9 protein-coding genes are annotated in these 13,783 nt (G+C 59.8%); 5 read left to right on the top strand and 4 right to left on the bottom strand.

From position 1 onward, the window contains the following. The first annotated feature begins 211 nt into the window (after positions 1-211). Entirely contained in the window at positions 212-397 is a 186-nt protein-coding gene (locus NHAM_RS05110) for a hypothetical protein (protein WP_011509566.1), read from the top strand. Positions 398-536: 139 nt separating this feature from the next. Here NHAM_RS05110 and NHAM_RS05105 read toward each other — a convergent pair whose 3' ends face one another. Together NHAM_RS05105 and NHAM_RS05100 are read right to left on the bottom strand one after the other, a co-directional pair. Next, on the bottom strand, positions 537-1,295 hold the full coding sequence (locus NHAM_RS05105; protein ID WP_011509546.1) for a transporter: 759 nt from the start codon (positions 1,293-1,295) through the stop codon (positions 537-539). 67 nt (positions 1,296-1,362) lie between these two features. Next, positions 1,363-2,145, bottom strand: a complete 783-nt coding sequence (locus tag NHAM_RS05100; RefSeq protein ID WP_011509545.1) for a COG4705 family protein — start codon at positions 2,143-2,145, stop codon at positions 1,363-1,365. A 330-nt stretch (positions 2,146-2,475) separates the two neighbouring features. On the opposite strand from NHAM_RS05100, the gene NHAM_RS05095 reads away from it, so the two are divergent. From NHAM_RS05095 to NHAM_RS05080, 4 genes are all read left to right on the top strand, one after another. Continuing rightward, complete coding sequence (locus tag NHAM_RS05095) at positions 2,476-3,138, top strand: response regulator transcription factor (protein WP_011509544.1); 663 nt, start codon at positions 2,476-2,478, stop codon at positions 3,136-3,138. Next, positions 3,132-4,448, top strand: a complete 1,317-nt coding sequence (locus NHAM_RS05090; protein WP_081434956.1) for an ATP-binding protein — start codon at positions 3,132-3,134, stop codon at positions 4,446-4,448. The genes NHAM_RS05095 and NHAM_RS05090 overlap by 7 nt, the downstream gene beginning before the upstream one ends. Positions 4,449-5,193: 745 nt before the next feature. Beyond that, positions 5,194-6,549, top strand: coding sequence for an NADP-specific glutamate dehydrogenase (gene gdhA / locus NHAM_RS05085; RefSeq protein WP_011509542.1), 1,356 nt, complete (start codon positions 5,194-5,196; stop codon positions 6,547-6,549). 1,270 nt (positions 6,550-7,819) lie between these two features. Further along, complete coding sequence (locus NHAM_RS05080; protein ID WP_011509541.1) at positions 7,820-10,222, top strand: glucan 1,4-alpha-glucosidase; 2,403 nt, start codon at positions 7,820-7,822, stop codon at positions 10,220-10,222. A gap of 91 nt (positions 10,223-10,313) precedes the next feature. Here the strand turns inward: NHAM_RS05080 and NHAM_RS27475 are convergent, their stop codons facing one another. After that, positions 10,314-10,490: a hypothetical protein gene (locus NHAM_RS27475; protein ID WP_198137000.1), complete on the bottom strand. Its 177-nt coding sequence runs from the start codon at positions 10,488-10,490 to the stop codon at positions 10,314-10,316. A 146-nt stretch (positions 10,491-10,636) separates the two neighbouring features. Then, on the bottom strand, positions 10,637-13,783 hold the full coding sequence (locus NHAM_RS05075) for an efflux RND transporter permease subunit (protein ID WP_011509539.1): 3,147 nt from the start codon (positions 13,781-13,783) through the stop codon (positions 10,637-10,639).

Here is a 13,783-nt window from a genome sequence, read left to right as displayed (position 1 = left end):
TAATACACCTGTCCGCGGATCAAGCCCGCTGAACGGGCGCAGATAGCTCACCCGGAAAGTGGCTTGGCGCCTCGACCTTGGTAACGCCGGCGGCGGTCAGCGCCCTGTTCATGTCCCGCCAAGGCGTACCGCGTTTCTCCCATACCGGTTTACATCACGTAACCATCTTCGTAAGACGCACCATCCTCAACAAACGATGGACACCCAGGAAATGGCGAAGAAGGCCAAGAAGAAAATTGTTCGCAAGCTTTTCACAAAAGACGATGTGAAGACGCTCAAGGCTCATTCAAAAGCCAGGACGCCGGTCGCAAAGATCGCCAAGCAGATGAAGCGCACCGAAGGCTCGCTTCGTCAGAAGGCAATCAAGCTTGGGATCGGTCTTGGACATATGCGGTAGAACTGCCTGCGAATTCACGATCGTAGAGCTTGTCATGGCCCGATCGGGCTCGCTTGTTCGCGCCGCGATCGCTATCTTTGGCGTCTGGCGCGCGCCCGCTTTCCTCGAATAGTCCGTGTGCTCTGGAAGGGACAGAGCCTCAGAACGTGAATAAAACCGCCGCATACCAAGAATACTGATTTGTGGTCGGTGCGTTCTGAATGCCCTTGGCGGCATAGCCGAGGAGATGGATGTTTTCATCCAGATCGTATTTCGCCCCGATCCCGAGGCTTGTCGTCGCGAGGTTGCCTGCCCGGTCGGCGGTTTGATGAAAGATTTCGACCCCAAGCTGTAGCTTGGGCAAGACCTGTCGGGTCAAGGTGCCACCATAGATGCAAAAATCATGTGATCGTCCGGCGGCACTGAATTGACAGCCGCCGCCTCCAAAGGCCGACCACTCGCCCCAATCCTTCTGCACCCAGATCGGCAATAGAAAAGACGCCTGGCGATCGCCGACCGACCGGGAGCCGCTTGGCAGGAAGACGCGTGGAAACACGGCGACGTCAAATCCGAACTTATCCTGGTGAAGAAACCGGTACTTCGCGGCGAGTTCGATGTTGCTGAGACCGAACGCGGTCATCCCATTCGAAGGAAAGTCGAATCCGACCGGCAGCGTTGCGGTGAGTTGCAGGTCGGGGGCCGCACCGTAGTTGAAGTCGATGCCGCTCGCGCCCGATAGATCTCCTTTGAAGCGGACTCCCTTATTGAAGGTGTAGATTTCGTAGTGGCGATAGTCGGTCGGCTCCGGATCGTCGGATTGATAGGGAGGGCCCGCAATGGCCGGCAGCGCATGCATGACCGTCAGCCCGGCGGTCAGGGCGATGAAACCAGTCCAGCGCAGGATGCTTCTCTCCGACATTTTGTTCACAATGGCCGCAGATTCCAACCTTTGGTCGGCGCGAAGCAGCCGATCATTTCGTCCGGGATCATGCAGGATGCTGGCCCGCGCGCTGAGGCAACAGAAAAATCAGGCCAACGATGACCGCCGCCAGCATCGTCGAAGCGAGTGGCCTGCTCAAGTCAAGACCGCCGTGGCTGATCGGTTTATCAAGGAAGTCACCTACGGTTGCCCCAAGCGGTCGCGTCAAAATAAAGGCGGTCCAAAACAAGAAAACACGCGATACACTCGTCCAATAATAGAACGCCGCAACGATTGCGAGCGCGGCACCGAAGACCAGGGCGCCGCCCTGATAGCCGAGCCCACCGGTATCGGCGAGCCAATCGCCGAGGGCGGTGCCGAGCGTTTGAGAGAAAGTAATCGTCACCCAATAGAAGATTTCGACTTTGGGAGTTGCGACGGTCATAACGTCCACAGTGCCCATGGCAAAATACCAGATCGCAAGGGAAGCCAAGACAAGAAGAAAGAGGATCGAAGCGCCACCGGTGTAGCCAATTCCCAAGGAGCGGTCGAAAAAGTCCGCCATGGCGGTGCCGACTGTCGTCGACGCTACGATGGCGATCCAATAGACCCAGGCGTTGAATTTGTTCGTTGAGATCTGGGCTGCGACCGCGGCAACAAATATAGCCAGGAATATTGCTGTGCCGATCAGATACCCGCCGTTGTGCGCATTGGTGTCGGCGTGAAAAACGGTCATCGTAAGCGCATCGCCGCCGGTTTCCCCGAGCGTCGTTGCAAGAATTTTGATGATCCAGAATCCGAGCGTGACGGCCGGCACCTTGCTCAAGCCGGCAGAGGAATCATGTTTCATGAGGAATTACCTTCGATCGATGCTTTTGCTTCCGGCCATACGTGTCGGGTCTGGTGGCTTCCCCCGACGGGAGTCGGTGACCGCCAATGTGCGGTGTGAATGAGCCCGCCGACTTAGGGATAACTTAGAAATTGAGCGATTGACGGGAGGATTGGAGGCCGTCTGCGCTAAGGAACCTCTAAGTGTTCTGATGCATTCAGACCGAAACGTTCCCGAACATGAAGGTGAAGATCGCTTTCGGAAAGGCCGGAATGCCGCCGCCGAAAAAGACCGAACGGCCAGGCGGCTGGTATAAAGGGACGTTTCAACGCGCCGTCGGCATGGTGATCGATGCGTATTCTCTTGGTTGAAGACGACCAAATGGTTGGGGCGGCGGTGACGCAGGCGCTCAAAGATGCCGCCTATGCGGTGGATTGGGTCAAAGACGGCCAAACTGCGATCGAAGCTGCGCGTGCGGAAACCTACGATCTCACATTGCTCGATCTCGGATTGCCATCTCGGGACGGCACCGAAGTGCTGCGTGCCTTCCGGACGATGAATCGGCAGTTGCCCGTCATCATCGTGACTGCCCGCGATGCGATCGACGACCGTATCCACGGACTCGATCTCGGCGCGGACGATTACCTCGTCAAGCCTTTCGAAATCCGGGAACTGCTCGCACGTATGCGAGCCATCCTGCGGCGGCAGGGCAGCGGCAATGCGGCGATCCTGAGCAATGGCACGATAAGTCTCGATCCGGCGACCCACGAGGTCGCTCACGGTGGCGGCGCTGCGCGCCTGACGGCACGGGAGTTCGCTCTCCTTCAGGCTCTCATGCTTCGCCCGGGCACGATCCTGTCGCGGGTTGATCTTGAACGGCACATCTACGGTTGGAACGAGGAGGTCGAGAGCAACGCTGTGGAGTTCCTGATCCATGCGATCCGCAAAAAGCTCGGAGCGTCGTCGATCCGCAACGTCAGGGGCGTCGGCTGGATGGTCGATCGATCATGTTGATCGCCTCGCTGCGTGGGCGACTCTACACGGGGCTCGCCATACTCACCGTCGGGATGGCGCTCGCAGCGGGCTATCTCGCCTACCGATGGGCGTTCGATGAGGCGATCGAATTGCAGGACGCGATCCTGTTGCAGGTGGGGTCGCTGGCGGCAAGCAACCATCTCTCGACCACACTTCCGTCGGAAGGAAACATTGACGGCGAGGCGCAGGTCCTTATCGAAGAGATCAGACCGGGCGCGGCGGCCGACGCCCGGGGAAACCCGGCTTCCCAACTGCCAAGTGATCTCCCGGACGGATTCCAGACCGTCATGCGCGGTGGGACGCAATGGCGGATACTCGTCCGCACGCGCTCCGATGGAAGTCGCGTCGCCGTCGGTCAACCGACGGCCAACCGCGACGAAGTCGCGCAGGACAGCGCGCTGCGGACGATCGTGCCGCTGGGAGTCCTGATCCCTTGCCTGATGGTGTTGATCGCCGTTGTCGTTGATCGAAGCCTGCGTCCGCTCTCCCGATTGGCAAGGCATCTTGACGCGAAGCAAACAGATCATTTGGAGAAACTGCCGACGAGCGCCATTCCAACGGAATTATTGCCGTTTGTCGCATCGATCAATCGCCTCCTCGAGCGCATCGCAATGATGTTCGACAAACAGCGGCGGTTCGTCGCCGATGCGGCGCATGAACTTCGCACGCCCATCACCGCCTTGGTTGTCCAGGCCGAGAATCTGGATCATGCTAATCTTTCGCAGGACGGGCGCGAGCGTCTCAGTTCCCTCAAGACCGGGATTCGAAGGACGGGGCACCTGCTGGAGCAACTGCTCGCGCTGGCGAGGTACGACAACGGTACATCCGCAGATGGCCCGCAGACCGAGTTCGGTCAGATCCTCAAGGAGGTGGTTGCCGATCTGCTCCCTGCGGCGCGGGACAAGTCGGTTGATCTCGGCTTTGTTCGGATCGTATCCGTTTCGGTTCGGCTCGAACCCGTCGCCCTCACAGTGCTGGCTCGAAATCTGCTCGACAATGCCCTGAGACACACCCCCGCAGGCGGACAAGTCGACGTAAGCCTGTTTGCCGAGAATGAGTTCGTGGTTTTTAGGGTTGACGATACCGGATCCGGCATTCCGGATGCTGATCTCGATCGGATCTTCGAACCCTTCTTCAGGGGAAGCCGTTCTCAAGGCGAGGGGACCGGTCTGGGTCTTTCGATTGCACGACGCATCGTCGATCGATGTCACGGATCAATCCGACTTCAAAATAAGCCAAGTGCCGAAGGGCCTGGTCTACGGGCGACAGTCCGTTTCCCGCTGAAATGAGCGCACGCCGGTTGCCCGGTATCGCTGACCTGAATACATCTGGCGGTCTGACGCTTCGTTCAATCCGCCACGGTCATACCCTGAGCCTGACGCGTAGCAAGCGAAGGGCATTTCCGACCTCGATCCCGCCACCGTCATGCATCGACCGCGGCTCCTGTCGGATACCGGTTCGTCATACGTGGCAAGCGATCTGGCCGCGTGGCTCGAAGACTAAGGCATGCAGCAGGTGCGGCGTCCCGTATCGTCCCGGACCCAGGGACAGCGATTTAAGTATCTCAAACTCTACGAAGCCACAAACCTCATAATTTTGGTAGATTGGTTCGACCATATGTGAAATGACAAGCAAGTATGCATCACCAGACAAGCTTCGAGAATGTTGCGTTATTTGGCGGATGCAATTTTCGATATGGGATTTTGCGAGTTGTTCGTTATGAGAGGTCGATACCCAAACTCTGATGTCCGTGCGGACCTGGATGAGTGTCTTGAAGTCGCGAGCGACCGACGCGTGAGCGACGCCGACGCCCTGTTTCCATTCGGACTTGCAGGCTCCGGCCGCTCTCGCGAGAGAACAATAACATTTTAACCACCTTTGCCGGAACAGGCGCAGGCCATCGAAGCCCGCGCCATCGACGCCGCCATGGCCGCAGCCGTGCCGCCAGCCTTTCGGCGCAGGTGTTCGAATGATTCGTTCCCGCCCGCGCCCACACCCGCCGATCATGAAACCCGCTTCATAGGCTCCCCCGTAATGACCAGCATCGACGAAAAGCTCCAGCCCATCCTCGCCTCTGTCATCCGCCGCAATGCGGGCGAGGCGGAATTCCACCAGGCCGTCCAGGGCGTGCTGGAGAGCCTCGGCCTCGTGGTGGCCAAGCACCCGCATTACCTCGACCAGGCACTGATCGAGCGCATCTGCGAACCCGAACGGCAGATCATCTTCCGCATCCCCTGGGTGGACGATGCCGGCCATGTGCAGATCAACCGCGGCTTTCGTGTGCAGTTCAATTCCGCGCTCGGCCCCTACAAGGGCGGCATGCGCTTTCATCCCTCGGTGAATGTCGGCATCATCAAGTTCCTGGGCTTTGCACAGACCTTCAAGAACGCGCTGACCGGCCTGCCCATCGGCGGCGGCAAGGGCGGATCCGATTTCGATCCCAAGGGCCGGTCGGAGGGCGAGATCATGCGCTTCTGCCAGTCGCTCATGACCGAGTTGCACCGTCACCTCGGTGAATACACCGATGTGCCCGCCGGCGACGTCGGCGTGGGCGGGCGCGAGATCGGCTATATGTTCGGCCAGTTCAAGCGCCTGACCAACCGGTATGAGGCCGGCGTCTTCACCGGCAAGGCGCTGGCCTATGGCGGCTCGCGCGCGCGGACGGAGGCGACCGGATACGGCAACACCTATTTCGTGCGGGCGATGCTGGAAACCAGAGGCAGCAGCTTCGACGGCAGAAAGGTGGTCGTTTCCGGTTCGGGCAATGTGGCAATCTACACGATCGAAAAGGTGCAGTCCTTCGGCGGCAAGGTTATCGCCTGCTCCGATTCCAGCGGCTATGTTGTCGATGAAAGCGGTATTGACCTCGCGCTGATCAAGGAAATCAAGGACGTGCGGCGCGGGCGCATTGGGGAATATGCCAAGGCCAGGGGCGCGGGCGCGCACTTCGTTCCCGCCGGCAAAGGCTCCGTTTGGGATGTGCCCTGCGATGTCGCCATGCCTTCGGCCACCCAGAACGAGCTTTCCGGCAAGGACGCGGCCACGCTGGTGAAGAACGGCGTGATCGCGGTGGGCGAAGGCGCGAACATGCCATCGACCCCCGAGGCGATCAGGCTGTTCCAGGAAGCGCGCGTGCTATTCGGTCCCGGCAAGGCAGCCAACGCCGGCGGGGTCGCCACGTCGGCGCTGGAAATGCAGCAGAACGCCAGCCGCGACAGTTGGACCTTCGAACAGACCGAGGAGCGTCTCGCCACGATCATGCGCAACATCCACGATACCTGCGCCGCCACCGCCGACGAATATGGTGCGCCGGGCAACTATGTGCTGGGCGCGAACATTGCGGGTTTCGTGCGCGTTGCCGAGGCGATGCAAATGCTGGGCGTGATCTGACAGGTGACATGCGGACATAGCTGGCGACAGGGAAGCGACACCCGTTCCCCTCGCCGAGCCTGTTGCTGCGATTCCAGATTATCAATGTTGCCCGTGCTTCGTGCCGCTGAACGGGGCGAGGTACGGATCGACGAGATTGTCGGAAAAATCGCAGACGCGCTCGCGCTTCACGGCGCGCACCACGCTGCTTGCCTCGGGCCGTCAGACCGCTTTCGCTAATCGTGTGCATCCGGGCCAAAGCATATCTCGCCAAGGCCGGACTGGCTGGCCGCTGCACCAGACCGGATAGCCCCGCCGGATTTCTTCGAACGGCTGTTGTTTGGCCCACCTCGCGATTGGCGCGAGCCTGATTTTGCACTGGTTATCCGGAAGTTGATCCAGCAGATCCGCCGCAGCGTGAGCGCTGGCGCCCAATGGGTTTGTGGCCTTCATCAGATGGCCCCGGGAAATACCGTACACACCGGTTATTTCTTGAACGGCGATCAGCCGGCCGCCTGAGCGGCAGCGCACATCCGAACGCGCCCCACGTAGTCACAAAAAGTTGTCGATCGCATCGCTGAAGTTCGTTGCGCTCGACGCGTGTAAAGATATATAAATGATATATCTTTAAGAACAGCCATCGACCATGCGGCGTCGGTGTCTCGGCTAACCGCAGCAAGGCTTGGGCAGGATAGGTCGCGATCCTGCCTCGCCGATCGCGATCCGCGACTGAAGGAGCAGCAATACCAGAGAGAGTCGAATGGTTCAGCCGCAAACGAAATGTCTTGGCAACCGCAAGGGGCGGTCTTTCACATTGGAGAGGTACGATGACCACAGCTAACAGATACAATCAGTTCCATGTCCGTGACGATGGACCATCGATCGATCCTGCTAACACTTTGGTGCCGATGCTGATCGGAGGTCTCGGTCTCATTGTCATTGGTATGATCGCAGTCGGCATATTCGTAGGATAATCGCAGCCGACGACATATTCGCACGCGCTGTCAGCGCGGTAATTCAGCCGTGCAACATCTAACAAGGCTCACCAGCGCACCTTGCACAACAAAAGGTGCATTGCTTGTCGCTTAGGTCCACCGATCAACCTACCAAACAACGAGGCATGGCGTACGCTTCAGCACCACGCAATGTTGAAGGATTTCAGGTGGGAACAATCGGCGTGCCACTAAATTAAGCTTCATGAGACCCTGCTCGAATAAATCCAATCAAGAGCGCGACGACCGTCCGATCGTTCCGGCTATCAGTTGCCTGTCATTCGAATGGAAAGACACAGATGCCCTTAGACAAACCCGCGCCGGGGTGGCCCGGCAGCCCGGCGCGGTGGACGTCGAGTACCAAAAGTGGCGTCGGCACGGCGCTGGAGCCCGGCAGTAGCGTCTGGTTCACCGTGAGCCACGGTATCGTCAACGAGGTCTACTATCCTCGGATCGACCAGGCATGCATTCGAGATTTAGGCCTCATCGTCGCTGACGGGCACGGGTTTTTCTCGGAACAAAAGCGCGACACACGTAGTACCATTCGATTGGTCGCTGAAGGTGTGCCCGCTTTTGTCATTAGCAGCACCTGTACTCAGGGCCGTTATCAAATCGAGAAATTGGTGTTTGCCGATCCTCGCCGCGACGTCGTGCTTCAGCGTATCGCATTGCAGGCGCTCGTGGGCTCGACGGCGGAATACCGGCTCTATGCACTGCTCGCGCCGCACCTGGTCAACAAGGGAGCGGGCAATACCGCCTGGGTCGACGACTACAAGGGCGTGCCGATGCTCTTTGCCGAAGGCGGCGGAACGGCGCTTGCTCTCGGTTGCTCGCCGCCTTTCGTTGCGAGATCGGTCGGCTTCGTCGGCGTCTCGGACGGCTGGCAGGATCTGCGGCAGCATTGCGAACTGCGCTGGCATTACGATGTCGCGCGGAACGGCAATGTTGCCCTGATCGGCGAAATCGGCCTGGCGGCAGGTAGCGGCAGCGTTGTGCTGGCCTTGGGTTTTGGCAGAACGGCCGCAGAGGCAGCGCTCCGCGTTCGCATGAGTCTCGACGACGACACCGAGACGAAGATCGAAGAATACATCGCCGGATGGCGCACCTGGCAGGATACGCTTCTGCCGCTCGACCCCGCCGGCCATTCAACCAACCACAATAGCTACAGAGTGAGCACCGCCGTACTGCGCGCGCATGAAGCCCGCTCCTTTGCCGGCGGCTATATCGCGAGCCTGTCCGTGCCTTGGGGCTTCGCCAAGGGGGACGGCGATCTCGGCGGTTATCATCTGGTCTGGCCGCGCGATCTCGTCGAGAACGCGGGCGGACTGCTTGCCGCGGGCGCGAAGAAAGAAGCACGGCAGGTCATCGCCTATCTTCAAGGAGTTCAAGAGGCGGACGGTCATTGGCCCCAGAATTGCTGGCTCGACGGCACGCCCTATTGGAATGGGGTGCAACTTGACGAATGCGCCTTTCCCATCTTGCTCGTTGACCTTGCCTTTCGTGAGGGCGCGTTATCCGGGGCGGAGTTGCCGGGCATCTGGCCGATGATCGAGAAAGCAGCCGCGTTCATCGTCGGCAACGGGCCTGTTACGGGGCAGGATCGGTGGGAGGAAGACAGCGGTTATTCACCCTTTACGCTCGCGGTTGTGATCGCGGCGCTTTTGGCCGCTGCCGATATTGCCGACCGCCTGTCCGCGCCCGGGAAAGCGGCCTATCTCCGCGAAACCGCCGACGTCTGGAACAGCTCGATCGAGCGGTGGACCTATGCCACCGGCACATCGCTCGCCGAAACGATAGGCGTTGACGGCTATTACGCTCGCATCGCTCCGCCTGAGGTCGCCGATGCCGCTTCGCCCCTGAACGGATTCGTTCCGATCAAGAACCGCCCGCCCCAGTCGAGCTGCCAGCCGGCCTCGCTGGTGGTGAGTCCCGATGCACTGGCGCTGGTGCGCTTCGGGCTGCGCGCCGCCGACGACCCGCGCATTCTGAACACCGTGCGCGTAATCGATGCCCTGCTGAAAGTCGATTTGCCTGCGGGTCCGTGCTGGCATCGCTACAATGGCGACGGCTACGGTGAACACGAGGACGGCCGACCGTTCGACGGCACCGGAACGGGGCGATGCTGGCCCCTTCTGACCGGCGAACGCGCGCATTACGAACTCGCAGCCGGCCACCGGGCCACGGCCGAGACCTTGCTGGCGGCGCTCGAAGGCTTTGCAAGCGACGGCCATCTGATCCCCGAGCAGATTTGGGAAGCCGCAGACATTCCCGAGCGGGAGCTTTTTTTGGGCCGTCCTTCCGGGTCGGCGATGCCGCTGGTCTGGGCGCATGCGGAGCATGTCAAGCTCCTGCGCTCGCTCAGGGACGGCCGCGTCTTCGATATGCCGCCGCAGCCCCGGCAGCGCTATCAGGTTCAAGGCCAGCGCCCGCGCCACGCCATCTGGCGCTTCAACAACAAATGCCGCCGCATACCGGCGGGGCGCGTTTTACGAATCGAGCTGTCGTCGGAGGCCGTTGTCCATTGGAGCGCGGACGATTGGCGTAACGTCCGTGACACAGCGACCGCGGACAGCGGCCTCGGCATTCACTTCGCCGACCTCGATACCGAAGCTCTCAAGCCCGGCGGCACCATCGTCTTCACCATCCACTGGTCGGCGCAAGATCGCTGGGAGGGTGTCGACTACAGACTTGACGTCGCCTGATCGTTGCCGCGGGCGCCCGACGCTATCGGGAGCCCGGCGTACCCACTCGCCGCTACGGCTTTGGCGACTGAGGCACTTTTTATTGGACCGGTTAAGACCGAAACAGTGCAAAATAGATCACGTACAGCCAGCCTAAAATACCGTGGATGATGGCCCAAAGTATCGAATGGTTGGCGGTGTATGATATCGCGATAGCAAGAGCGGAGCCAAAACCAACGCCGTATTTTGCTCCCTCGACCCGCACCCCGTAGTAGCGATTTCCGTTCATGTTTCCAGCCTCCAGGAAAATTCCAGAACTTCCTTGGTTTTTCAGCAAACAACTAGAGCCTTTTCGCTTCTGACTCCATCAGAAGCGAAAAGGCTCTAGCTTGCCAGGATGTCGTCGAACGGCACCGGCGAGCGCCTCCGCCGGCTCTACCGCTCTGCCGGATCAGGATCAGCCGTTTTCCTCCGATTGAAGAATCCACTTGTTCGCTCTCTGATCGATTCCCAGAAGACATAGAGCATCGGAATCAAGAACAGTCCGATACTGCTCGCAGCGATCATGCCGACGAACACCGGCGTGCCGACGGCATGCCGCGCGATCTGCGATGCGCCGGTCGCCCAGACCAGCGGCACCAGCCCGAGGATGAATGCGATCGATGTCATCAATACTGCGCGGAACCGCATCTCGGCGCCGAGAGCTGCGGCCTGTTCAAGGCCCAACCCTTGCTCACGCTGTTCCTTGGCAAACTCGACGATCAGGATGGCGTTCTTCGCCGCCAGCGCAACCAGAACGACGAGCCCAATCTGTGCATAAAGATCGAGCGTGAGGTGCGCGATCAGAACGCCGCCGATGGCGCCGACCACACCAACCACCACGGAGAACAGCACCGGAATCGGGATGACCCAGCTTTCGTAGAGCCCGACCAGAAACAGGAATGCGAACAGCAACGCCATGCCCAGCACGATTATCGTCTGGCCGCTTGCGGCTTGCTCCTGATAGGCGGTGCCGGTCCATTCGAACGCATAGCCTGGGGGAAGCGTCTTGGCCGACACCTCGGCCATGGCGGCCAATGCGGTACCCGATGCCACGCCCGGAGCCGGGCCGCCATTGATGGTCACCGAGCGGTAATTGTTGTACCGCGTGATCACTTGCGGCCCGGTGACGGTACGAGCCGATGCAATCGACTGTAGCGGCACCATCTCACCTTTTGAATTTCGAATGAATATCTTCCAGAGCGCGGACACGTCGCGCCGGTCCGCCGCCTCGGCTTGCAAATTCACTTGCCAGGTGCGACCAAACAGGTTGAAATTATTGATGAAGTACCCCCCCAGTGTGGCTTGCAACGTGGTGAAAACATCGCTGAGGGTAATGCCGAGCGACTGCGCCTTCTCGCGATCAATATCAAGGAAGATGGATGGCGCATTGGCGCCGTAGGTTGAGAAGACGCGCGAAAGCCGCGGGTCCTGATTGGCCGCGGCGACGAGCCCCTGAACCACCGCACCCATTGCTTTCGGATCGGCCCCTTCCAGATTTTCAAGCTGATATTCGAACCCGCCTGTGGTTGACAGACCCACGACCGGGGGAAGATTGAACGGCAATACGTTCGCCGTACGTATCTGCTGGGCTGCCCCGAAGACATGCGCGATCAAGGCTTGCGCGGAATCGGCCACCTTGGTGCGGTCTTCGAATGGCTTCAGGGTGGCTATCAGGAACGCATTGTTGCTGGCGGAATAGCTGTCGAGCAACGAATAACCGATGATCGCGGTGGTATCCTGCACCTGCGGCATCGACTTCAGAATGTTCTCCACCTGCTTTACGGTTTCGCTGGTCCGGTTGACCGAGGCGCCATCCGGCAGTTGCACGTTGATAAAGAAAGCGCCCTGATCTTCCTCCGGCAGGAAGCCCGTAGGGGTAACCTTCATCAGGCCAAAAATACCCAGACCGAATGCGGCGACCAGCACCATTGAAATGATCGACAAACGTAATGTCTTGCGAACGATGGTGGCATAACCGTCGCGCACTTTGTCGATTCCCCACCCGATACGCCCCATGATGCCGCGGCGCGGGGAGTGACGGAGGAACACCGTGCACAGCGCCGGCGAAAGTGTCAGCGCATTGACCGCCGAAATCAGCACCGAGGCACTTATCGTTACCGCGAACTGGCGAAACAGCTCGCCTGAAATGCCGGAGATGAAGGCAATCGGAACAAACACGGATAGCAATACCAGGGTAATGCCGACGATCGGCGCGGTCACCTGCGCCATGGCTTTCTTGGTCGCATCCGCAGGTGAAAGATCCGGTTCTTCCTCCATCACCCGCTCGACGTTTTCGACCACGACGATCGCATCGTCCACCACGATGCCAACCGCGAGCACCAGCGCCAGCAACGAGACGGTGTTGGCAGAATAGCCAAGCGCAAGCAGAACGAAGAAACTTCCAACCAGACTGACCGGAATGGCAATGATCGGAATAATGGTGGCGCGCAGATTGCCGAGAAACAGGAATACGACGATAGCGACCAGAACAAATGCCTCGATAAGGGCGTGAATGACGGCGCTGATCGTATCGGTCACGAAAACCGTGGAATCATAGACGACGCGCGCTTGTAGCCCTGCGGGAAAGCGCCCTCGCAACTTTTCCAGCGTTGCGTTCACGGTCTTCGCTACGGTGATGGCATTGGCGCCGGGCGCGAGATAGATGCCGATCGCCACCGACGGGTTGCCGTTGAGACGACTGAACGTATCCAGGTTCTGCGCGCCCAGTTCGATACGGGCGACGTCCTTGACCTGCAGCACCGAACCGTCCGGATTGGCGCGGATGACGATGGCACCGAATTCCTCCGGGGTCGTGAGGCGCCCCTGGGTCTGCAGGTTCAACTGAAACTGCTGATCTTCAGGAACCGGGCGTGCGCCAAGACGGCCGATCGGCGCCTGGACGTTCTGCGCCTGCACAGCACGAATAATGTCAGACGGTGCGAGGCCCAGGTTCGTCAGCCGCGAGGTGTCGAACCAGATCCGCATCGAATAATCTTCGCGCCCGAACAGGGTCGCCTGCCCGACGCCCGGCGTCCGCGATAACTCGTCCATCACGTTGATGATGGCGTAATTGGTGATAAACAGCGGAGCGAGCTTTCCGCCTTCGCTATAGAGGGCGATGAATTGAAGCAGCGACGACGACTGCTTCTGGACGGTCAATCCCTGGGCCTGCACTTCGGTGGGCAGGTTCGCCATCGCGGTCTGAACGCGATTATTGACGTTGACGGTGTTGATGTCTGGATCGGCGCCAAGGGCAAAACTGACGGTGAGATTGTAACTTCCATCGGCTCCGCTGCTGCTCTTCATGTAAATCATCTTGTCGACGCCCACGACCTTGGACTCGATCGGCTGCGCCACGGTCGCTTCCAGCACCGAGGCAGAGGCGCCCGGATAGACCGCCGAGACCTGAACCTGCGGCGGCACGATGTCGGGCAACTGAGCGACAGGAATGCGCGAGAGCGCCAGCAGGCCTGCGAGCGAAATGACGATGGCGATGACGATCGCCATGCGGGGGCGATCAATAAAATATCCGGAGAGCAT

Origin of the sequence: Nitrobacter hamburgensis X14 (assembly GCF_000013885.1) — a bacterium.
Classification (GTDB): Bacteria; Pseudomonadota; Alphaproteobacteria; order Rhizobiales; family Xanthobacteraceae; genus Nitrobacter; species Nitrobacter hamburgensis.
The sequence above is the reverse complement of the archived record's forward strand: the minus strand, read 5'-3'. Positions and strand labels throughout refer to the sequence as shown.

Excerpts from the sequence above, each read along its gene's own strand:
- NHAM_RS05110 (WP_011509566.1), top strand. The coding sequence starts at position 212 with ATGGCGAAGAAGGCCAAGAAGAAAATTGTTCGCAAGCTTTTCACAAAA.
- NHAM_RS05105 (WP_011509546.1), bottom strand. The coding sequence starts at position 1,295 with ATGTCGGAGAGAAGCATCCTGCGCTGGACTGGTTTCATCGCCCTGACC.
- NHAM_RS05100 (WP_011509545.1), bottom strand. The coding sequence starts at position 2,145 with ATGAAACATGATTCCTCTGCCGGCTTGAGCAAGGTGCCGGCCGTCACG.
- NHAM_RS05095 (WP_011509544.1), top strand. The coding sequence starts at position 2,476 with ATGCGTATTCTCTTGGTTGAAGACGACCAAATGGTTGGGGCGGCGGTG.
- NHAM_RS05090 (WP_081434956.1), top strand. The coding sequence starts at position 3,132 with ATGTTGATCGCCTCGCTGCGTGGGCGACTCTACACGGGGCTCGCCATA.
- gdhA (WP_011509542.1), top strand. The coding sequence starts at position 5,194 with ATGACCAGCATCGACGAAAAGCTCCAGCCCATCCTCGCCTCTGTCATC.
- NHAM_RS05080 (WP_011509541.1), top strand. The coding sequence starts at position 7,820 with ATGCCCTTAGACAAACCCGCGCCGGGGTGGCCCGGCAGCCCGGCGCGG.
- NHAM_RS27475 (WP_198137000.1), bottom strand. The coding sequence starts at position 10,490 with ATGAACGGAAATCGCTACTACGGGGTGCGGGTCGAGGGAGCAAAATAC.
- NHAM_RS05075 (WP_011509539.1), bottom strand. The coding sequence starts at position 13,783 with ATGCTCTCCGGATATTTTATTGATCGCCCCCGCATGGCGATCGTCATC.